Here is a 22,561-nt window from a genome sequence, read left to right on the forward strand (position 1 = left end):
TGATATAAATGATTCCGCCTTTAAATGCGTTCAAAAAGTTGGTGAGGTTGGGGCGGCGGTGCAGTTAAATTCCTGATCATGCTTTCCTCGTTTACACTGGTATTCCGGAGCTTATACCCGTTTAGCAATAATAACAGCAACTTTGCAGTTTATTCAGCAATTTGCTGTTTTTAAACAGGTACTTCTGATACCGTAAAAATCCATGCAAAAAGACGCTCCCTAAAAGGAACGTCGATTTCGTTATGCATATAGCGGAAATTTATCCGTTAATACTTTTACACGATTTGCTGCATCTGTTAATTTTGCTTCATCTTCATGATTTTTTAATGTAAGGGAAATAATCGCGGCAATTTCCTTCATTTCAGCTTCAGCAAAACCACGTGTCGTTACGGCTGCTGTACCGATACGAACACCACTAGTTACGAATGGGCTTTCTGTGTCAAACGGAATCGTATTTTTATTCGTTGTAATACCAATATCATCCAGTACCTTCTCGGCTACCTTCCCAGTAAGGTTGAGCGGTGTAACATCTAATAGCAGCAAATGATTATCAGTACCGCCAGAGACAATACGGATTCCTTCATTCCTCAGCTCTTCACCCAACGTTTTAGCATTTTTAATGATTTGGTTGGCATATGCTTTGAAATCATCAGATAGCGCTTCTTTAAATGACGCTGCTTTTGCGGCAATAATGTGCATCAATGGGCCGCCTTGCATACCAGGGAAAACAGATTTATCAATTTTCTTCGCGAATTCCTCTTTACATAAAATCATGCCGCCACGTGGTCCTCTTAGTGTTTTATGTGTCGTCGTTGTAACAAAATCGGCATACGGCACTGGATTTGGGTGTAAACCGGCAGCGACCAAACCGGCAATATGTGCCATATCCACCATTAAGTATGCACCGACCTGATCGGCAATTTCACGGAACCTGGCAAAATCAAGTGTCCGGGAATACGCACTGGCACCAGCAACAATAAGTTTCGGCTGAACCTCCTTTGCTTTTTCCAAAACCGCATCATAATCAAGCTGTTCCGTTTCCTTGTCAACACCATAATCAACAAAATGATAAAGTTTACCGCTAAAATTCACCGGACTCCCATGTGTTAAGTGGCCACCATGGTTTAAGTTCATCCCTAAAACCGTGTCACCTGTCTCTAAAGCGGTAAAATATACAGCCATATTAGCTTGTGCCCCGGAGTGTGGCTGAACATTAACATGATCAGCACCAAATAACTCCTTTGCACGATCACGGGCCAAATTCTCTACAACATCAACAAACTCACAGCCACCGTAATAGCGTTTACCTGGATATCCCTCGGCATATTTATTCGTTAACACGGAACCCATCGCCTCCATAACTGCTTCAGACACAAAATTTTCCGATGCGATCAGCTCAATTTTTTGCTGTTGACGCTGCTTTTCATTTTGCATTGCCTCGTACAGTTCCTGATCTGCTTGCTTTAGTTTTGTTGCTGACTTTGTTGCTGTCTCCATGTGTAAACCCTCCTATATATTTTTTTGGTACTGGTGTTTCCAGTCCCTACTTACAACTATTATTAACTGCTGTTTCTTTATAGTTGGCGCGCTCCCCGCCGATTAATTTCGGCCGGGTCCGTGCTGTGCTAAGCCGGGCATTGCCGATCTGGCGCTTTGCAAAACGTAATGGAACAGCAACACGTTTCAGATGCATGCCAATCATTGTTTCACCAATATCCATTCCCGCGTTTGCCTGGAGTTTTTCGACAACGACAGGATTATCCATCTGTTTATAAGCATATGAAGCCATTGAACCTCCTGCTGTTAGCACCGGAACTACCGATACTTCCTCAAGCTGATGTGCCAGCATGGTGGCTTTTTCTACGACAAGTGCCCTGTTCAAATGCTCACAGCATTGAAAAGCTAGCTTAATTTTTAATTGCTGCTGGAAATGTGCCAGTTTTTCGAAAATAATTGCTGCGATATCTTCACTTCCGGCAGTACCAATATGCTTGCCGATCACTTCACTTGTCGAGCAGCCGACGACAAACAAATCACCATCATGTATATACCCGCTGTTTATCCATTCCTGGAGGGCAGACTCCATATCATGTTGCACCTGTTGATGTAACTCCATTATCCACTTCACCTGCCTTATTTAACGTGACGAGACATTGGGGGATTCACTTCAGGTCGCCGTTATCCCAATTTTAAATGTAGCTGCCATCTTACATCAAGTTATCTCCCTTTCATTATCAGGCAGCCGGTCACAAATCCCCATCCATCACCTATTTAACCTTCATACGTTGTAATTTTTCCAATCCGGTTTGCGTGGCGGCCACCGTCAAATTCGGTTTCAAGCCAAGTTTTAGCAATTTCCCGGGCAAGCCCTGGTCCAATGACGCGTTCTCCCATGGCCAATACATTCGAATCATTATGCTGTCTGGTTAATTTTGCACTGTAAACATCATGTACCAGCGCACAGCGAATGCCTTTCACTTTATTTGCAGCAATCGACATGCCAATGCCGGTTCCACAAATAAAAATACCGCGATCAAACTCCCCCTTCGCTACACGTTCCGCTGCAGGAAGTGCATAATCTGGATAGTCAACCGAGCCTTGACAATCACAGCCGGTATCTTCGTATTCTATCCCTGCTTCATCCAGAAGTGCTTTCACCTCATTGCGGATCGTCATCCCCGCATGGTCAGCAGTTAAAATTACTTTCATTGCTATCGCTCCTTGTCTTTGTTGTATAGTTTTACGAAACCTTAAACTGCCGGATTTGCTCATTTAAGGTTTGAGCCTGTTTTTCTAATGAAGATGCCATATTATCAACGTCCTCAATAATACTTGCCTGTTCCTGAATCGACGCATTCACTTCCTCCGTTCCTGCCGATGTTTCCTGGGCGATTGCCGCGACCTCCTGTGATTGTACACTAGTAGCTTGAATCGATTCCAACTGCTTGTTGACAACTGTTGCAATCGCAGCAATTTCCGAAGCTACATCATTAACAGAGCTGGCCATTTGTTCAATGGCCTGATTTGTCTCTACCCCTTTTTTTGTTTCCTCTTTTACATATACGACATTGTCATTAATTTTCTTAGCGACTATCGCAACATCATCCTGGATGGCGGTAATTAAATCAGAAATACGTTTAACGGCATTTGCACTTTGATCAGCCAATTTACGTATTTCTTCAGCTACCACTGCAAACCCCTTGCCATGTTCGCCGGCATGAGCAGCTTCAATGGATGCATTTAATGCCAGAAGATTCGTTTGCTCGGAAATTTCCCCAACCATGGAAATAATGGTTTCCACCTGCAGCGCATTTTCCTTTAAATGCTCGACATCTTGCAAGGATTTCTCCTGGCTGCCGGCCACCTCCTGAATACCCGTCACTAATTGATTTACCACCAGTTTGCTCTTGTTTAACGTTTCCAGCATTGTATTGGATTTATCCTTTGACCGGCTAGCTTTGCTTTGTACTTCCTCCGCCAGTTCCGTTGCCACTTCAACCGATAGCACCGTTTGCTGAATGGCATCTGATGAGCTTTCGGCACCTTTGGAAATTTCATCAATGGAGGCCCCAATTAGTTGTGAATGCTTGGCGGCTTCATTCGAGGCATCCTTCAACTGACGAACCGATTGATTCGTATTTTCAAAGTGCTTCTCTATATTATGCACCATATTGGTTAAATTTTTAAGCATTGTATTAAAGGAAATGGTAAGCCCGCGAATTTCGTCGTCAGATCTGGAAACGTCAATAGACTGATTCAGATCACCATCTGCAACACGAGAGGCGGCACCCTCCAGTTTCTCCAGTGGCCTTGTCACAAACCTTGCAGCAAAATAGGCTAATATACCGGACCAAAAAATCCCCATTAGTAACGTCATGATGATGAAGCCCTGCTGTGAAATTGCCCAAAACTGGTGAACAGCATCATAGACAATGTAAATAAATAACGCTGTAAATGAATACGTAATAATAGCTAGAATTGTTGTTAACAGCACAAATTTAAGTCGTAAGCTAAACCGGTACTTTTTCTTCATCCCTTTTTCCCCCTGCACCTTATTCAGTTGTTTTTTATCTTCCTGATTAATAAATCGACATTTTCATCTAATTCTTTTAATGTATTTTGATAAATGGCCAAATCTCCGCCAAATGGATCCGATATATCGTAATTGATTAAACTGGCTTCCATTTGTTGAATTCGCTGCACATCATCATGCAACAGTTCAGCCAATTTTGCCTCAAGTTTAGCGTTATCCAGTTTGTGCTGATACTCCTGGATATAAATAGAGCGCTTTTCTTCATAGTCAGCATAAGCCCGCTTAATTTCCTGCCACACTCTTTTATCCGCTTCTGAAACATATTCCTTCAATGTAAAATAGTTGTCCTGGAATTTTGGATATTGCAAAATCAGTGATTGTTTATGCTGTGTTGTCATTGTCAGTACGAGATCCGCCCAATTGAGCAATTTAGCGGTAACTGGCTGGGAACGGTGATCAATCGGAATCCCCAAACGCTTGAGCGCTTCCATCGCAGTTTGGTTTGCCCGCTGGTTTTTCCCAGCAAAAATTCCCGCTGACTGCACTTCCGCCTGAGGATATTTATGCTTCATTAACGCCTCAGCCATCGGACTTCGACATGTATTTCCGGTACAAATAAACAAGATTTTCATAAAGGAACCCCCATTATAAAGTGAAAACTTCATTCAGCAGGGGATTCTTTTTAACCCTCACTGAACTTAAGGAACAAAGGCGCAAGCGCCCGTTTAGCGGCGTATGTGCTGCGCCCTGCCAAGCAGGGTGGTTCGGTGTTGCTGCGCAAAGCAGCGGTTTTAACCGAACATTCCTACCGTAGGAGATAAAGGAAACATGCCCCTGCAAAAGGGGTATGCCGACGTTGGGCGCAAAGCCCGTACTTAGTCGGCCTTCCTCCTTATCCGAACCGATGTTGACTTATCGTACGGAGGCGGGTGTTGCACACTAGCCGCTGGGCGCTGGAGCCGGACGTGGCTTATCCGGTTATTAAGTTATCCACAGCCGCAAAATTTTATAATTTCCTAGACGAGAACAAAGGCTAAAGCTGCAACGTCCTATTGCAACGCCTTTGTGACTGGGTCGTGCAGGCCCGATCGAATCGGATTTTGACGGCCAGCTAATCCCCACATACTGTTTTCTCTGAAGCCTTGAAGTAGGGTTTTACTGCCGATTGAGGTGGGAAAAAACTTCTACTCAAACTATACCATAGAAAGACAAGGAATGTCAGAAAAAACAGTTAAGATGAGAAATGAGCAGTATTAAACGTCTGTTTAGAAGAGCGTGTTCAAAAAGGAGGATAAAAAGGACCGAGAAGTTCGAGGCGGCGTAGCTCCCGGCACCGGGCTTGTACAGGAGGTACTGACTTCTGCTGTTGGCGATTGTCGTGGGCGGTTTTAGCAGAAGATCCTTATCCCAGGTACATGAGGAGCGGAAAAGCAAGCCAACGAGCTTCCACAGGATGTGGTGACTTCGACGTTCGACACAGGACGTGTCGGCACTTAGTCGAAGATCCCCTATCCCGAAGTGTCATTTTTACCGGACTTTTTGAACATCCTCTAGAAGAATAGTTAAAAAAGCAGGGGCTGTCGATCGAGAATGCAGTATTGCCGATTGAAAATATATGATCTTTTTTAGCGTGGGGGGTTTCAGGTGTTTCTCGAGCGGGTTCGCGGCAGACTGGAGCGATTTCAAGTACTTCTCGAGCGATTATGCGTCAGACTCGAGCGGGTTCAACTGCTTCTCGAGCGGGTTCGCAGCAGACTGGAGCGATTTCAAGTACTTCTCGAGCGTTTTCACACCGGACTTGATCGAAAATGCTTAATGGCTCCAATTAAAAACGGATGTCGTACAACATCTGGCACCCGTTATTTTACCCGAATAACATATATAATCCGAACCCGCATAATATGCTGCCGCCTAATATTTCACTGTAAACCCCCAGGAAGCCATGAACTTTTTTTCCCAGGAGCATGCCGATCCAGGTTAAAACAGTACTCACCGCACCGAACAAAAGAAGTGCTATTGCTATTTTCACACCCGACATTCCAAGACTTAAGCCAACTGAAAAGCTATCTACGCTGACACTTATGGCAAAAAATAACAGCCCAATTCCAGCAGGCTTCACAACTTTTTTTATTTCATGGTTAAACGCGGAGAAAAGCATCTGTGCTCCAATCGCAAATAATAGCGTGCCGGCTACCAGTGTTGTTAACTCACCAATTTTTACAGATATCGCTTTTCCTACCATAATTCCCATAAACGGCATGATAATATGGAATAAGCCGATCACCATTCCGATAAATGCTATTCGTTTGAGACGCAAGCTTTGCATCCCCATCCCGAGACTGACGGAAAAAGCGTCCATTCCCAGGGCAAAAGCCATAAATACTAACGAAACAATTTCGCCCAACTGATGTGCCGACATCCACAAACCTCCCCGGACATGCTATTAGATCCTATGCATGTCCAAGTTGGATTATGAATGAAGGCTATATGGGGCGCTGATTTCTCCGCCCTAAATCGAGCATGGCATCACCCACCGAATCTCAACATATCGTTAAGTGCCTAGTAAACTATTCCTGTACATAAACACTCGCAGCTTTTTTCAGCCGGTTCATAATTGCTCGTCCGATACCCGCTTCCGGAAATGTTTCACATAAAATAAGATCAATGTCACCTTCTTTAAAGGTTCGTAATGCATCATACAGGTTTGCGGCAATTTCCGCTAAGGATTCTTTAGCCCCAAGTGCAATCATCTGATCAGCCGTTACTAGTGAAGCTGTTTCATTACTCGCCATCACACCAATCCGGTCATAGTTTTTCTGCTCCCTTGTGATCACCGTCTGCAATTCTTTCGCCGATCCTTCGACGAGCCACATAGGAACTTCAGGGGCGTAATGCCGATATTTCATCCCTGGCGCTTTTGGTCTCCTATCTGTATTGGCAAGCGCCGGATCCACCATAATACGCCCAATTACCTGTTCCAGCTGTTCACTGGTAATTCCGCCCGGGCGCAAGACAATGGGGATTTCTCCTGTACAATCAATGACAGTTGATTCAAGCCCGACACCGGTTGGTCCACCATCCAATACACCAGCAATTTTACCGTTTAAATCTTGCCATACATGTTCGGCTGTGGTCGGACTCGGTTTGCCGGAAATATTCGCGCTTGGTGCTGCGATTGGAATATCACATTCCCGCAGGAGCATTTGTGAAACTGGATGGCTGGGCATACGAACCCCAATTGTGGATAACCCCGCCGTCACATTTTCCGCACACCGGCCATTACTTGGCAAAACATAGGTTAATGGTCCAGGTGAAAAAGCGTTAATCAACTTATCCACAAACGGCGGGATTGCCGATACCAATTTTTCTAGTTGTTCCTTTGTTGCAACATGGGCAATCAACGGGTTATCTGCCGGACGTCCTTTTGCCTGAAAAATTTTCGCCACTGCCGTTTCGCTTGTCGCATCAGCTCCTAAGCCATATACCGTTTCGGTTGGAAACGCAACCGCCTCACCGTTTTTCAACAGTGCTGCGGCCTCCTGTATCCCTTGTTGCTCTATCACTTTCCAAAGTTTTGTTTGCATCTTCGTTGACCTCTTTTCTACCACTTATTCTAGCCGATAATAGAAAATGTATAAAATATAAAAGCCTGCCCTGGTTTTATCCACAGGCTACAAAAATTATCCACATTATTCACAATTAGGGCGCAAACCTAAAAGAAATCGGTTAGAAATGTTTGCCGGTTAGGAATCAGCTGCTCAAGCCGATCAATCGTTTTTTCCTCACCACTAAGAAGACCAACGTGATAATATTCTTTTGGGCGTTTAAAATTCAGTAACATACCTGTCAGAACCTGGATCGTACAATGAACGGCATCTACTGTATTACTGGATCTTGAAATTGTCACATTTGTTTCCTCCGCCGTTTTTTGCCATTGATACGTCCCACTATTTTCCGGGAAAAATTCATCTTTGATAACGAAAGTGAGCTTTCCATCTTGTTGGAAAGGGTACGCTTGTAAAAATCGCTGAACATCAACAATCCGTGCCATAAAGTAGGGATCCAGTTTCTGCTCAAATCTTGGTTCATCAAGTAACAGCGGGAGTTTATCATTTTCCGGAACGGTAAGCTTCACCTTATCGGCCATGGAATCATGATTGGCAATAAAATGAAGCAATTGCTTCCATCCATTCAGGTTGCTATAAACCATTTCCGTCACGTCAAATACATGCTCCTTCACATTATAAATGAGGTACCCTTCTGGATGTCCCTCCCCATTATAGGCTACCGCAATTTGTTGCTTATCCTTTAGTACACGCTGCTTCCACCATTTCTCATCCCGTACGAGCATGCCATTATAGACTTTCGCATATTCTGTGTAAATACGATGCAATAATGGTATATCCGGCTGTATTCGCCGTACATATCCTTCAATAGGACTCCATTTCTTTTTCAACTTTTCTAGCGGAATGGCGTAATGCTGCTCCGTAAAAGCATACTCCCATCCATATTTCCGGTAAAAGGCAAACGAAAAAGGATGAAGGAATGACAGGCTTTGTCCATTTTCCCTCATATATGTTAAAGCATGATAAAGCAGGTGCTTCACCATCCCTTGTCTGCGGTATTCAGGCCATGTCGCAACAGCACTAATTCCTCCCATCGAAAAAGCGTTGCCATTTATGTAACAGGATAATGGAATAAGATGAAGTTTCGCTGCCAGCCGATCGTCCTCCATCCAGCCCCAAATCATATGGCGCTTTACTTCCTCCTGTTTTTTCAACAACCCTTCTTTTGATAATTCATACTGAAAAGCAAACTGTGACAGGGAAAAGACAGCATCATAATCAGCCTCTGTCAGTGTTTTGATTTGTTTCAAAATATCTCCTCCGTTGTTTGTGGCTATTGTTCCCTTAGCATATCATTTTTTACTTGTACGGCGCGATGCTGGATTTCCTGTTTTCACAAAAAAAGTCCATGGAAATTATCCACAGACTTTAAGAAGGTATTTTATTGTTATACACATAATCCACATATTTTATTAGTAAAATTAATACTGTACACATTATCAACAGCTTTTAGGATGATTATCCACGGAAATGTGTGGATAACTCATTTAAGACACGTTATATGACCACCAATTCCCTTTGTCTGCCGAATAATTATCCACAAATACATTTTCTTTTTGTGGATGGAATTGCAGTGCCTCAAGCAAGACATCTACCATTGGCTGATGACTATGCACATAAACACTTCTCGCATTTCGTTCTTTTGCCAGAGCCAAAACGGATTCCAGCAAGACGGGAAGCGATGGTGCTGCTTTCTTCGTTACATGAAGCTGCTTTAACCAGTAAACACCAATATCAACCTGTTCCAAAATAAAGCACCCTTCAATTTGCTGATCCATTTCTATTACATAACCATTCTTAAAAAGTGAATCGCGGACAACGTCTTGATTATGATCCAAAAATTGTTCTACCTTTTCTTTCGATGCATGCTTGATCGCGACTAGATTCATCTTCATCACCTCAGCTAAATTTAGTAGATTTGGATTTTCCTTTTCTATGATTCTATGCGGTGGTAATGGAATCTATGACAAACCTAACCATTCAAACAAGAAAAACTTTACTTCAACTTCTTCTTCCTTTTCCTCTTCCTCTTTTTCCTTTACTTCTTCCTCAACACTGGCAGCCTCTGCAACAGTGGCCCCGTTGGAAAAGTCTAAAAAACATAACGGCGGGAACAATACACACCACCAGTTTGCCCCTTCTCCTTCGCCAAGCGTGATCAGCACTGCTTCATATTCACCCGCTGGATATAAATAAGTACCGTACAATTTAGTTGGAAATGTAACATTTTCACCGTACTCTACCTGATAAGCTTGTGATACGCCTTCTTTTTCCAGGACTTTACCGACTATTTTTTCAATCGCTGGCAGCTTTCCTTGAATTACTTCCCGAGCTTTATTAATATCGGCAATATCTTCCACCCATCCAGCAATCGATTTATTTACCTCATCACGGACTGCTCGTTTAATCCGCTGATCTTCATCCCCATCACTATTAGCCAAAATCCGCAGTCGAATGGCCTCGTCCGGGATCACTTGATAACCCTGATCTGAACTAGCTTGTTGAAAAATGCCTTTGGTCGGCAGCATGATAAAAATAAGTATAACTATAAAAGCAAAAAATACTAGTTTCTTCATCATTTCGAACCCTCTCTTGTTTAATTTATAAACAGTATGGGCGGGAAATCATGTTTTTAAACTAGTATTCTAGTAAAATTTATATTTTTATAAAGTGAAACTTCATCCAGTGGAGGTTTCCCTCGCCCACTGAACGAAAGGAACAAAGGCTAAAGGTCGCAACGTCCTGTTAAAACGCCTTTGTGACCTGCATCGTGTAGGCCCGAACGAATCAGGTATTTACGGGCTGTGTTTATCCCCTTTTTGGTGTACTCATGTTTACAGGGGTATATTACAGCCCGCTAATGTGTGCTAAAGTGGTCTAGTCGGCTAAGGTTACTTGGTGATTTTTGCCAAAACAATGCGATCCTTTTGATTAATATCCTGATGAACTTGCACGGTGCTTTGCGGTAACTGTGCTTTTAATAGACGTTTAACCACTTCTCCTTGCTGATAGCCGATCTCAAAGGCCACCATTGCATTTCGCTTAATAACTTTCGGAAGCATCCCAATTATTTTTCGGTAGGCGGCTAACCCATTTTCCTCGGCAAAAAGCGCCAGCTCCGGATCAAACTGGATAACTGTATCAGACATCATGCTTGTTTCTGACCTGGCAATATACGGTGGATTAGACACGATGATATCTGCTTTTATGTTTTGCTGAAGAAGTGGCTGTAAAAAATCTCCTTGTAAAAAGGTGACGTTTGCGTGAAGTTCGTTAGCATTTTTTTCGGCAACCGTTAAGGCATCCTCCGAAATATCCGTTGCATAAATGGTAGCATTTTTCAATTCAAGCGCTAGTGTACAGGCAATAATCCCGCTTCCTGTTCCAATATCGGCAATCGTCAAGGACTTATCCGTATTACATTGCTGTACGAACTGAATGACATGCTGTACAAGCTCCTCTGTTTCCGGCCTTGGGATCAGTACATGTTCATTAACATGAAACCTGCGGCCGTAAAATATCTCATAGCCCGTCAAATGCTGAACCGGAATCCCTGTTTCCGCATGGGCTTTTACAGCTGTTGCAAATTGCTGGGCAATGGTTTCCGGAACCGGATCCCGCATTCCGGCAAAAAACGCTGCCCTTGACATACCCAAGTAATGCTGCAGTAAAATTGAGGCAACGTTTTCTTCCCGGTTATGTTCTGCTAAAAAAAGAGAAGCCCGCCTGAGGACTTCATATTGTTTCATTGGCTTTTCCATTTTATTCACCAATCTGTTCCAATTTTTTCGTTTGTTCTTCAATAAGCAATGCATCGATAAACTCATCTAATTTACCGGTTAAAATCTGATCCAATTTTTGAATCGTTAAATTGATCCGATGATCGGTTACACGGTTTTGCGGAAAATTATACGTGCGAATCCGCTCAGACCGGTCACCGGTACCTACTGCTGATTTTCGCGATTCATCATATTCCGCCTGTGCTTCCTGCTGGTATTTATCATAAATCCGCGCACGCAACACCTTCATCGCTTTTTCCTTGTTTTTGATTTGTGATTTTTCATCCTGAATGGAAACGACAATCCCAGTCGGTTCATGCGTCAAACGGACAGCCGACATTGTTGTATTGACACTTTGCCCACCAGGACCACTTGATGCGTATGTATCAACACGGATATCCTTTTCATGAACTTCAACCTCGACCTCCTCTGTCTCCGGTAACACCGCGACGGTAGCAGTCGATGTATGGATTCTGCCACCAGATTCTGTTTCCGGAACACGCTGAACCCGATGGGCACCATTTTCAAACTTCAGCTTGGAGTATGCACCAGTACCATTAATCATAAAAATGATTTCCTTGTATCCGCCGACTCCGGTCGTGTGTGCTTCCAATACGTCCGTTTTCCAGCCCTGTGATTCCGCATAGCGAGAATACATCCGGTACAAATCCCCCGCAAACAATGCAGCCTCATCACCACCAGCAGCCCCACGAATTTCCATAATCACGTTCTTGTCATCGTTCGGATCTTTCGGCAATAGCAGCACCTTCATTTTTTCCTCAAGCTCAGCCTTGGAGTCGGCAAGCTCAGCAATTTCTGCCTTAACCATCTCAATCATGTCATCATCCAGCTCATCTTCAAGCATTTCTTTGGCATCTTTTAGCTGGGTAGTCACATCTTTATATTCGCGATAGGCCTGCACTACTTCTTCCAAATCCGATTGTTCCTTTGAGTATTCCCGCAATTTTTTCGTATCACTAATAACATCTGGGTCACTTAGCAGTTCATTTAATTTATCATAGCGATCTTCCAATGATTGTAAACGGTCTAACACCACGTCCACCTCTTTCTGATTAACAGTCTAATTATAGTATACTCGCTGGTGGAGGTCAAAATTCTTTTGGGTGGGTGTATGGTTGGTGGTGCTATCGAGTGGGCGATGCTAATCGGGTTGCTCCGTTCGAGATCGGCGGCTTTTCACCTTCGATCAACGGGTTCTCCTTTTCGATCGGCGGACTTCCGCTTTCGATCAGCGGATTCCCACTTTCGATCAGCGGCTTCCCACTTTCGATCAGCGGATTCCCCTTTTCGATCAGCGGATTCCCCTTTTCGATCAGCGGCTTCCCACTTTCGATCAGCGAATTCTCCTTTTCGATCGGCGGACTTCCCACTTTCGACCAGCGGATTCTCCTTTTCGATCAGCGAATTCCCACTTTCGATCAGCGGATTCCCACTTTCGATCGGCGGATTCTCCTTTCGATCGGCGGCTTTTCTTTTTGGAATTTATTTCTCATCTTAATTTATAACGTCGCCAACCGTTTTTTCCAATTGGCAGGTAGTTACTTGATAAAATCCTTTTGGCAGCATGCGGTGAATCAATGCGTAAAAATGCTCTGGCCTCGCGATTAGTAATTTCCTTATTAATTAGTAGACTATAATCATTAAGCGCCGGTATGTGTGCGTTTTTTGATATATGCATGCAAACCGGACAATACCATGCACCATTTAGCCAATCCATGGGGTTTGCGGAACACTTTTGACAAAACACCCCGTTGATAAGTTCGTTTTTAGGAATATGAAACTTTTCCAATACCTTTACTTTCTTTATTCGATGTGCATTACGAACGTGTGCGGCCACTGATTTGAGCGTATTCTCGGGCAAGATGTTTTTACTGTATTGCTGATTTAGTTCTTCTATTTTTAATGGGAGTAAATTACTGTGGAATATTTCATCTGGAACTGGTTGGTCTGTATACATGGGTTTAATAATCGTGCTAGGAAAGCTGATTACAACGAAATGGAGCAGGGGAATTTGCGGGATATCTAATTGGCGCAACCATTTTTGCAACCGATGCCGTTGCAGTTTTACCTGTGGAATCGGATTGGGGAGCCCTTCTTCCTTACCATCATCACCAACACGAATAACTTGTTTTTCACCATCAAAAAATAATGTGCCATACCAGTTTTTTACCTCTACCAGGAGAAAGTATTTGTTGGATAAAATAAGGTTATCAATTTCGAAGTGCTTATTTCCATCATCAATCCGCGGGTTGCGTAAAATGTAATAATCTTCATCACGCAATAATTTCAAATGGAAGGTTAATGCGGACTGGCCCTTGGCACCGGCCATTTCTTTTTTTAGATGACCTTGTATAAGCTGCTTTTCGGGATGTTGTAGTGCGATCCTTTGATCCAAGGCTTTTAATTGGGGGATATAATCCGATTCATCAAGGGGGATAATCATTCAACCATATCCTTTCTTGTAGTCTATATCCTATCATACTACAAAAATGGTTAAGATAAATAAAATCTCCTAAAAATCTGTTTTAAAGCGTAAACCGTCACTACTTTCTATTTTTCAATGTCATTTTTTATCAATAGCACGGATTTATGGCTATCCGTCACCAAATAAAAAATGCGCCTAATAAACGGCGCATTTTTCCAAACAAAAAACTATTAATCTCTATTGTTGCTGATTTGCTGCATCTATTGCATTTTCCTTCACATCTGCCGGCACTTCGATTGCGTCGACTTTATTAATGTTCGAGTACTCGGATTCCATATTCTGCACAATATTTAAGGCAGAACCATTCTGTTTCATGGCCATATCCATGTCCATATTGAATGTTTTCATTTCAAATGTTTCTTTATCGATCGTAATTTCATAGTTCATGCTGTTAATCTTTGTATTCTCAAGAGCCTGCTTTCCTTCCTCACCCATTTGCTGCATCAATTCTGGCGGCAAGGAGTCCTTTATCGTTTGTTGCATCAAATCATTGAATTTTTCCCCGTCAGCAGACAGCTTTAAGATAAATTCATTATCTGACTGTTCAAATGAAAGATCTTTTGCATAATCTTTCAGCATTTTCAACTGATCAGACGGATTTGGCTGCTGACCAGCCATTTCTTGGATAGCGTCCATTGAAGTACCTTCCATTTTCAACCAGTTGCCGCCGCCAAGCTGATCACTAAACATATACATTCCATCATCAACCATATACATTTCCATATCCATTTCTGGCATTTTCTCTTCGGAACCGTCCATCGTCATTTTTGTAGTTCCTTTCAGATAAACTGCCATTGGATCCATCGTCATTTTTGTATCAAATTTACTTTCCGTATCCATTGCAACCGAATCTGCCTCAGACTCCATTCGCTGTTTCAAGTTCATTGATACTTCGGCACTTTCCATTTTCTCAGAGGTTTCCAATGCCTTCGTATATACTTCCTCCGCTGTTAAGTCACTCTCTTTTTCCTTGCTCGTGCCTTCTGTTGGTTCGGCAGTCTTATTACATGCAGCAAGTACAAGTGCCAATACCCCGGCCACGATTAATAACATCCATTTTTTCAAATTGTATCCACCTTTCCAAAATAATTCTACAAATATGTATACGGACAACGAAATAAAAGGTTTCATTTTATTCACTTTTTTAAAAATATGGTATCAAGTCTGTGCGTTTCATCATGAAAAGATTATTCGTTTTTTCCGTATGTCTTACATATTTTTTCCACAATATTATACTACCATTAAAAAATACAATTGAATATGGTCACATGAAAAATTACGATGAGAAAGACGGTGAAAGCTTTGGAATTGTTAAATTTACATGGTCTGTGCCATATCGTTGACGTTCCACAAAGTACTGCAGAAAATTGGATCGAGGAATTTAACGTGTATATCCCAAAAGCAGAAAAGCAGGATGTAATATACTACCATCCTGAGGCAATCGACGTTTTGAAATTTATTAAACAATGTAAAAACCAAAATTATAAAAAAGCATCCATTAAGAAAATGCTAGGTGACAGAAGTTTTATGGTTACAAAGAAGAGTTCAATAGAAGATGTCCAGTCCGCGTTGGATCAGGGGAATTACAAGGATAACATCTTAACGGTGATGCAGACAATTGGAAAAACCGTAGCCAATGTCGCCAGCCAGGAAAAATCGATAACGGCTGTAAAAGAACAACAGGACAAGCAAAAGAAGCGAATCAAAATGATCGAAAAACAAACGGAGAAAATAAACGATCTAAAACAGGAAATCAACGAATTAAAACAAGAACGGACAACAAGCGATTACAAAATCAAGAAGGAAGCTTTTGCAAAGCTATTTAAATAAATGCCCCCTGCATCTTTTCAATAAAATTTAGCCAAACTAAACGAAAAGGAGGCTATTTTAATGGCAAAGGATAAAACAAAGACGAAAAACAAGAGCAAGGAAGAACTGAACGATATGAAGAACCAAAATAAATATAAACGCAACCGCCCGCCAGGCAATTAACCGATACAAAACCGTACAAAAATCCTCACCCGATTCCCCCATCGGGATGAGGATTTTATTAGATAGAGGTTTTTCAAAAAGGCCCCCAAATCATTCGCGGCGAACTGGACGATTACTTGTGTTCTCCGCAGCTCGAAACTACGACGTCAACATACACTTCCAAAACTACAGCAAATAAAAACCAATCCCCATAATGAAATACGCGGCGAGCAAAACAAGGCCATCAAACCAGTTGGAATCCCCATCGACGGAAATCATAATCATTAGCAAAATTGCCATTACCATGCTGATTAATTCCGCCCAGGTAAAAACAAGCGGCATGGAAGTTGTGAAAAAGAGTGATAGTAAAACGAGAACCGGTGCCACAAACATCGCTATTTGCAGCGTTGAACCGACGGCAATTTCTACGGCTACCTCCATTTTGTTTTTATAAGCCATTATTACCGCGGATGCATGTTCTGCAGCATTCCCGACGATCGCCACAATAATTACCCCAATAAATAACTCTGACCAGCCGAATGTATCGCCAACGGTATGAAATGTATGAACCAAGTTTTCCGAAACATAGGCAACTGCAATTGTTGCCGCAGCCAGGATGATAACAGCTTTTCCTTTCCCCCACTCCGGTGTTTCCTCTTCCCGATCCGTTTGCTCCGTTTCTCCACTATTCGGATATACACCGCGATGGGTTACCAGCTTAAATACCAGTGCCGCAGCATACAAAATAATTAAAATAACCGATATCCCGATACTGAGTGTCATTGTGTCCTGATCATTCATTGTATGGGAAAATACTTCCGGGATAACAAAAGCAACCAATACAGCAAAAATGAGCAGTCCAGCATTATGTCTTGCATTATAAATATCAAAAGACTGGCGCTTATATTTTAAACCGCCAATAAAAAAGGAAAGCCCTGCCACAAAGAGCAAGTTCCCCAGCACAGAGCCGGTGAGCGATGCCAAAACAATCCCGATAAGTCCAGCCTTAAGGGAAAAGATAGAAATAATCAGTTCAACTGCATTCCCAAACGTAGCATTCATTAACCCGCCAATTCTCGGCCCCATCACAATCGATAAACTATCCGTCGCCCGTCCGATAAACCCAGCCAGGGCAACAATTGTCAAACAGTACACAACAAACATGATAACCTCGGACCAGTGAAATAGGGAGCCAATTATTGATAGTGGCAATCCGATTATGACGAGGATGATGAAAAGTTTGTTTACCATTTTGTAACCCTCCCCTTTAAAAGTTATTCATTACATCCCCACAGCACCTATTTTCTAAATTTACTACTGAAAACTAAACTTACCCTGCGCAAGCCTTCTCATAGAAAAAAAGAGACATTAATGCCTAAGGAAATTTGAAAAGTGTTCTTGTACCCGAAACTACACTAAAATAGGTGTGATTTTTATACAATATCTTTACGTTAACAAACGTTCCGACATCGATGGATTTTTTCTTGTTTGAACTTACAACATCACCTTGAAGGTATTTTACCCAATTTAAATGGATATTATTTGCTTTTTAAACCAGGCTTACGTTTGTACCCGCACTCATACCATAAATCTGTAACTTCATACATCGAATAATGCAAGTTATCCCTGCTTTCGAGAAATAAACGAAAAACATTTGCGATAATGTGATAAAGGAAGGTGGGACCATTGATAACCATTACAAATGTTACGAAATTCTACGGAAAAAAGGAGGCTTTAAAACAAATTTCTCTATCCATTTCTGAAGGCAGCTGTTTTGGCTTAGTAGGACCGAATGGGGCAGGTAAATCGACATTATTAAAAATTATTGCCTCCATCATCCAGGATTACCACGGAAATATACAGGTGACCAACGGCCGCAATAGAAAAGAAGAGATTGGTTACGTACCACAAGAAATATGTTTAGAACAAACCTTATCTGCGTACAGCAACCTCTGCTTTTTTGGAAAGTTATACGGTTTAAAAGGAAAAACACTCCAGCATAGAGCAACAGAGGTTTTGCATCAGATCGGATTAGCCGATCGGGTAAAAGACAAGGTACTCCATTTCTCAGGAGGAATGAAGCGTCGTTTAAACATTGGCTGTGCGTTAATGCATCAGCCGAAGCTGATTATTATGGATGAACCTACTGTCGGTATTGACCCACAATCACGACGTTATATTTTTGAAATGATCCGGCGATTACAACAAAAGGGATGTACTATTATCTACGCCAGCCATTATATGGAAGAAGTGGAGCAGTTATGTGATGAGGTGGCATTTATGGATCACGGAAAAACCATACACTATGGTAAGACCGGCGATTTGTTACAACAGTATGCAGTCCCGGCTATTTTTGTAAAAGGGACCATACCGTTGCCAAAGGAGATGGAAAGGTTTGGAGAAGTATCCCCTCATAAAGACGGTTATCTGTTAACGACAAAAACTCCGCTATCGGCAATGGAGGAGGTACTGATGTTTTATAAAATCCGGGATAATGGATTGGAACGTTTAGAGCTCGTCCGGCCGCGTTTGGAAGATGTCTTTTTTACGGTAACCGGAAATAAGTTGAGGGATGAAATAATTTAATTAGGAGAGGTTTTATGGGAGCCATAGTTACGTTGGAAATTAAAAAGAATCTGCAAGATCGGGGATTGCTGTTTTGGATGCTTATCTTACCAATCATTTTCACTGTTTTATTTATTGCTGTATTCACCTCAGGAGTCGACGAGTCGGCCAGACAACAAATTATTACTTCCATTGTTCCCGGTTATACGGTTATGTTTGTATTTTTTATTATGATTTCAATGGTATCTACGTTTCTTAAGGACAGAGACTTGGGAATGACAGCTAGAATTGCCAGTACACCGATTTCCCCTTATTTTTATTTGCTTGGAAAATGGATACCATATATCTTTATAGTATGGGTGCAAATTATTATTTTATTTTTGTTTGGTAAACTCGTTTATCAGATACCATTAGCACAACCGATATTTCTGCTCGTTTTGTCAGTAATTTTAGCTTTTACCTCCACTGGACTGGGGTTAGCATTAGCATTACTTGTAAAGACAGACAATATGGGGCTTGCCATCACCCAGATTATCGGGCTTGGTGGTGCCTTGTTAAGCGGGCTGTGGATACCAATTGATATGATGCCTGATTTCCTGCAAACCATCGCCCACTTCCTTCCACAATATTGGGCGCACCAAGCATTTCAGGATGCAATGAATGGTACACTAATGTTCAAGGAGCTCTTTCAGACATTACTCATTTTATTTGCATTTGGCAGCATTGGTTTTATCATTGCAACCGTACGCTATCCATATTTTTTAAAACGAGCACGGGGCTAGTTAAGGCATAAGGGGGATGGGGATGAAGGTAAACATAGATATTGATGAAAAACACACGGAAACATCGATTACCATTCAAGCCAGTCAATGGTCTGAAGATCTGGATAAGATCGTTAATCTCATCAGAAAAAGAAAATCAAGACGTTTATTTGGCATAGAAGATGATCAAACCGTGCTGCTTGATCCAAATGATATCGATTTCGTATACGCTGAAAAGAGAAAAGTATTCGCAGCCATAAAAAATAAAAGATTTGAAATTAAAATGAAGCTTTATGAAGTAGAAGAAATACTGACTCCTTATCACTTTATGCGTTTTTCCAAATCAGTTATCGGCAATCACCATCTTATCCAGCGATTTGAGCTATCGTTTAATGGAAACCTTTGTGTCTACTTCCAATCCGGAAATAAAGAGTATATTTCACGAAACCATGTAGCAAAAGTAAAAGAAAAATTGTTAACAGGAGGGGTGGCAAATGATGATTGAAATACTTAAAAGAGGCATGATCGGTGTTGCCTTCGGTGGGATCTATACATTTGTTGCCCTGACCATTATAAAGTTTAATCATATAGAAGTTTCCATATCCGAGGTATGGACGCATATGCTTGCAAGCCTTATACTTGGGATTTATTTTGGGTTATCCTCATTTATTTATGAAAATGACAGATGGAGCCCATTAAAAAAGACGGTCATCCATTTTAGCCTTTCCATCATAGTTTTTTTTCTTATTGCGATCCCGATTGGCTGGATTCCATTCCAAATCTTGTCTATCCTGCTTGGCATTTTACTGTTTATTATCATGTACAGTTTATATTGGACAGGGTACTACTTATACTTTAAAAAAATGGAAAATGACCTGAATGAGCAGTTGCAGAGAAAGGATTGACAAGACCGGGCAAATTGCTCGGTCTAGTTTGTCAGCCCAACTGTCGAACCTTTTGCTGTAAAAAGGCAGCTGTTTTGGTCTTTCCTCACTTCGATCGGGCTTTTCTTCTAGTCGATCGGGGTTTTTCCACTTCCGATCGGGTTTTTCTCACCTTCGATCGGGGTTTTTCCACTTCCGATCGGTTTTTTTCCGCCTTCGATCGAGTTTCCTCACTTCGATCGGGTTTTTCTCTTAGTCGATCGGGCTTAGTAGGTACAAAAAGGATTGGTAACGCCACCAACGTTCTCTATCGAAAAGAATGTTTCTGTATTACCTCAAAAACGTTACACAGACTACTTCAGGCACCTTAATTTCAGAACCCATTCTAGAGAGCTTTCCCGTTTCATTATTACGGGTAAACAGGACGAGGTTTCCGGTATGCTGGTTGGATACGATAATGTAAGCTTCACTTGGATCTATAATAAAATCTCGTGGCCACTCCCCACCTGACGGGACAATTTCTACCATCGAAAGGGTGAATGATTCTTCATCAACTTGGAATACAGCAATACTATTGTGCCCACGATTCCCGGTATAGACAAATTTTCCGTCAGCAGAAATGCGAATGGCACTAGCATCATTTTTATCTGTAAAATTATCGGGAACCGTTCTTATGTATTGTTTTTCGGAAAAAGTCCCCGTTTCCGCATCATACATTAAAACAATTACCTCTGAGCTTAATTCCGTAAGAAGATAAGCAGTATTTCCATTTGGATGGAATACAATATGTCGAGGGCCACTACCTTGTTTTACTTGCAGTGTAGCGACACGTGTAAGTTTATTGTCCTTTACCTTATACGTAACTAGCTCATCTGTACCAAGGTCAACAGCAACGACATGCTTCCCGTCTGGAGTAAACCCGGTATAGTGCACATGTGACTTTTCCTGGCGTTCGTGGATACCGTGCCCTTTATGCTTTAAAAATGTTCCCGCTTCCAGCGCCCCTTGCTTCTGAACATGATGAAGCCCAATTTCCCCTTTATGATAATTACCGGTAACAAGTACGTTCCCACAAATATCCAAATGGCAGGGAGGCGCTCCTTCTGTCAGTTGGCTATTAATGTGTTGCAATGTACCTGTTATACGATCTAGTTCATACGCATTTATACCACCTCTACCCCCATCTTGAACTACTGAATAGAGATAGTGATTGTCTGCGCTGATGGTTAGATAGGTTGGATTTCCGATCTCATCCGCTACCTGTAACATATCAAGTGTCCCCGTTTCGGTATCCAACTCAAAACGGTAAATTCCTTTACTATTTTGGCGTGTGTATGTACCGGCAAAGCCGATGTATTTTGCGACCATTTGTATCTCCCCTTATTGAAATTTATAGTCTACCAAATCGTCCCTATCTCTAATAATACCAGAGCACCTTTCACAGATAATTGTTTTACTCATTTATTCAATCCCCCGGCCCGTTATTTAATACATGAAATGAAACGTATGTTATTTACCAGCAAATATTTCTTCGTTTCTAACCAATCGAATAGAGTTCAACGTAACAAGGGTCAATGAAACTATAAATAAAATGTATCCAAGTATACTTAGCGTTTGTGCAATCAATGTTATTTTACCAAACTGAAAATGATTTATCATAAAGGCACGAACAGCATCTTTACGGTTTATTTGTATAAATATGAAGGCTGCCGCAGCGCAATAAATTACGGCTAAGCTAAATAAAATGGAAAATTTATTCATAGATCGTGTTATTTTCTGTGAACCATATCCCGCTAAATTTCTAACAGCAAAGGATCTTTCACTGTCCTTCCTTTTAGCTCTGTTTACTGTTTTAACAATCAACTGAGGAATTACAACGAGCAATATTAAAAACAATGAACAAATCCCAAAAAATATATTGTACATACTGACAATGTTAATCAATAGACTGAAAAAGCAAATCAGGAAAATATATCTTACTCTCACTTTTTTCCTCCTTTCTGCCTTAGAACAGCAATTGCTTCCAATAGTAACCGAATCATTAAATAATAATAAACAATTAGCCCCAAAATAGAGAGTACTATAAATAGAACACGAAAGTCACTTAAATAAGTATAAACTACATATCTCATACTTAAAATCCAAATAATGCCCATACTTGTACTGATAAAAATTATCACACATAACATAAACGTATGAATAAACCCAAGCAATCTTTTATCCTTTTCAATTTTTTCCGAATCCCGATTATTAACAGCAAAAATCGAGAATATAAGTAATACAATTGACCAAACTCCATAAGCAACGTTGAAAACACTTGACTCATAAGCCCCTAAATAAACTTGGACACTAAGAGTGGAATGTATTATACTACTTAATGTGTTAGGGAGGCTTACAACATGAAACGCACAAGACATTCAAAAGAATTTAAAATAC

General features: G+C 41.5%; 23 protein-coding genes. 5 read left to right on the forward strand and 18 right to left on the reverse strand.

From position 1 onward, the window contains the following. Positions 1-240: 240 nt before the first annotated feature. The 15 genes from glyA to IEX12_RS18665 all read right to left on the reverse strand — a co-directional run bounded on the left by glyA (position 241) and on the right by IEX12_RS18665 (position 15,009). Positions 241-1,497 carry a serine hydroxymethyltransferase gene (glyA, locus tag IEX12_RS18595; RefSeq protein ID WP_102414446.1) on the reverse strand — a complete coding sequence of 419 codons (1,257 nt, stop codon included), beginning with the start codon at positions 1,495-1,497 and terminating at the stop codon, positions 241-243. A gap of 46 nt (positions 1,498-1,543) precedes the next feature. Beyond that, complete coding sequence (locus IEX12_RS18600) at positions 1,544-2,116, reverse strand: TIGR01440 family protein (protein WP_088052202.1); 573 nt, start codon at positions 2,114-2,116, stop codon at positions 1,544-1,546. A gap of 155 nt (positions 2,117-2,271) precedes the next feature. Then, entirely contained in the window at positions 2,272-2,709 is a 438-nt protein-coding gene (gene rpiB / locus IEX12_RS18605) for a ribose 5-phosphate isomerase B (protein WP_102414444.1), read from the reverse strand. Between the two features lie 31 nt (positions 2,710-2,740). Then, positions 2,741-4,033, reverse strand: coding sequence for a methyl-accepting chemotaxis protein (locus IEX12_RS18610; RefSeq protein WP_188725654.1), 1,293 nt, complete (start codon positions 4,031-4,033; stop codon positions 2,741-2,743). Positions 4,034-4,056: 23 nt separating this feature from the next. Beyond that, a complete protein-coding gene (locus tag IEX12_RS18615) occupies positions 4,057-4,665 on the reverse strand; it encodes a low molecular weight protein arginine phosphatase (RefSeq protein WP_188725655.1) in 609 nt (202 codons plus the stop codon). Between the two features lie 1,232 nt (positions 4,666-5,897). Continuing rightward, positions 5,898-6,452: a manganese efflux pump MntP gene (locus IEX12_RS18620; RefSeq protein WP_188725656.1), complete on the reverse strand. Its 555-nt coding sequence runs from the start codon at positions 6,450-6,452 to the stop codon at positions 5,898-5,900. Positions 6,453-6,600: 148 nt separating this feature from the next. Then, positions 6,601-7,617 carry an L-threonylcarbamoyladenylate synthase gene (locus IEX12_RS18625; protein ID WP_088052197.1) on the reverse strand — a complete coding sequence of 339 codons (1,017 nt, stop codon included), beginning with the start codon at positions 7,615-7,617 and terminating at the stop codon, positions 6,601-6,603. A 128-nt stretch (positions 7,618-7,745) separates the two neighbouring features. Then, a complete protein-coding gene (locus IEX12_RS18630; RefSeq protein ID WP_230856173.1) occupies positions 7,746-8,909 on the reverse strand; it encodes a GNAT family N-acetyltransferase in 1,164 nt (387 codons plus the stop codon). A gap of 237 nt (positions 8,910-9,146) precedes the next feature. After that, positions 9,147-9,548 (reverse strand): GNAT family N-acetyltransferase, encoded by a 402-nt coding sequence (locus IEX12_RS18635; RefSeq protein ID WP_088052195.1) that lies wholly within the window; start codon positions 9,546-9,548, stop codon positions 9,147-9,149. A 72-nt stretch (positions 9,549-9,620) separates the two neighbouring features. Then, positions 9,621-10,235, reverse strand: a complete 615-nt coding sequence (spoIIR, locus tag IEX12_RS18640) for a stage II sporulation protein R (protein ID WP_088053497.1) — start codon at positions 10,233-10,235, stop codon at positions 9,621-9,623. Between the two features lie 315 nt (positions 10,236-10,550). Beyond that, positions 10,551-11,420, reverse strand: a complete 870-nt coding sequence (gene prmC / locus IEX12_RS18645; RefSeq protein ID WP_188725657.1) for a peptide chain release factor N(5)-glutamine methyltransferase — start codon at positions 11,418-11,420, stop codon at positions 10,551-10,553. A gap of 1 nt (position 11,421) precedes the next feature. Then, the gene (gene prfA / locus IEX12_RS18650; RefSeq protein ID WP_102414439.1) at positions 11,422-12,492 is read right to left on the reverse strand and encodes a peptide chain release factor 1; all 1,071 of its coding nucleotides are present in this window, start codon (positions 12,490-12,492) and stop codon (positions 11,422-11,424) included. Between the two features lie 91 nt (positions 12,493-12,583). Beyond that, positions 12,584-12,829 (reverse strand): hypothetical protein, encoded by a 246-nt coding sequence (locus tag IEX12_RS18655; RefSeq protein ID WP_188725658.1) that lies wholly within the window; start codon positions 12,827-12,829, stop codon positions 12,584-12,586. Positions 12,830-12,948: 119 nt separating this feature from the next. Then, a complete protein-coding gene (locus IEX12_RS18660) occupies positions 12,949-13,902 on the reverse strand; it encodes a nuclease-related domain-containing protein (RefSeq protein ID WP_088052190.1) in 954 nt (317 codons plus the stop codon). 219 nt (positions 13,903-14,121) lie between these two features. Next, on the reverse strand, positions 14,122-15,009 hold the full coding sequence (locus IEX12_RS18665) for a DUF6612 family protein (protein ID WP_188725659.1): 888 nt from the start codon (positions 15,007-15,009) through the stop codon (positions 14,122-14,124). A gap of 216 nt (positions 15,010-15,225) precedes the next feature. Here IEX12_RS18665 and IEX12_RS18670 point away from each other — a divergent pair, with 216 nt between their 5' ends. Beyond that, complete coding sequence (locus IEX12_RS18670) at positions 15,226-15,774, forward strand: MerR family transcriptional regulator (RefSeq protein WP_188725660.1); 549 nt, start codon at positions 15,226-15,228, stop codon at positions 15,772-15,774. 327 nt (positions 15,775-16,101) lie between these two features. On the opposite strand, the gene cax is transcribed toward IEX12_RS18670, so the two are convergent. Next, positions 16,102-17,166: a calcium/proton exchanger gene (gene cax, locus IEX12_RS18675; RefSeq protein ID WP_188725661.1), complete on the reverse strand. Its 1,065-nt coding sequence runs from the start codon at positions 17,164-17,166 to the stop codon at positions 16,102-16,104. Between the two features lie 435 nt (positions 17,167-17,601). Between cax and IEX12_RS18680 the strand changes: the two genes are divergently transcribed. Genes IEX12_RS18680 through IEX12_RS18695 form a run of 4 tightly spaced genes read left to right on the forward strand, consistent with a single transcriptional unit; the run spans position 17,602 to position 20,146 of the window. Next, positions 17,602-18,501: an ABC transporter ATP-binding protein gene (locus tag IEX12_RS18680; protein ID WP_155555238.1), complete on the forward strand. Its 900-nt coding sequence runs from the start codon at positions 17,602-17,604 to the stop codon at positions 18,499-18,501. A gap of 14 nt (positions 18,502-18,515) precedes the next feature. Then, complete coding sequence (locus IEX12_RS18685) at positions 18,516-19,262, forward strand: ABC transporter permease (protein ID WP_188725662.1); 747 nt, start codon at positions 18,516-18,518, stop codon at positions 19,260-19,262. A gap of 22 nt (positions 19,263-19,284) precedes the next feature. After that, positions 19,285-19,746, forward strand: a complete 462-nt coding sequence (locus IEX12_RS18690) for a LytTR family DNA-binding domain-containing protein (RefSeq protein ID WP_188725663.1) — start codon at positions 19,285-19,287, stop codon at positions 19,744-19,746. After that, on the forward strand, positions 19,736-20,146 hold the full coding sequence (locus IEX12_RS18695; protein WP_088052183.1) for a DUF3021 domain-containing protein: 411 nt from the start codon (positions 19,736-19,738) through the stop codon (positions 20,144-20,146). Before IEX12_RS18690 ends, IEX12_RS18695 begins: the two co-directional genes overlap by 11 nt. Before the next feature lie 309 nt (positions 20,147-20,455). On the opposite strand, the gene IEX12_RS18700 is transcribed toward IEX12_RS18695, so the two are convergent. Both IEX12_RS18700 and IEX12_RS18705 read right to left on the reverse strand, forming a co-directional pair. After that, on the reverse strand, positions 20,456-21,493 hold the full coding sequence (locus IEX12_RS18700; protein ID WP_188725664.1) for a lactonase family protein: 1,038 nt from the start codon (positions 21,491-21,493) through the stop codon (positions 20,456-20,458). Between the two features lie 141 nt (positions 21,494-21,634). After that, positions 21,635-22,111: a hypothetical protein gene (locus IEX12_RS18705; protein ID WP_155555233.1), complete on the reverse strand. Its 477-nt coding sequence runs from the start codon at positions 22,109-22,111 to the stop codon at positions 21,635-21,637. Between the last annotated feature and the right edge of the window lie 450 nt (positions 22,112-22,561).

The organism is Lentibacillus populi, from assembly GCA_014642895.1.
In the GTDB taxonomy this organism is placed as follows: Bacteria; Bacillota; Bacilli; order Bacillales; family Amphibacillaceae; genus Lentibacillus_C; species Lentibacillus_C populi.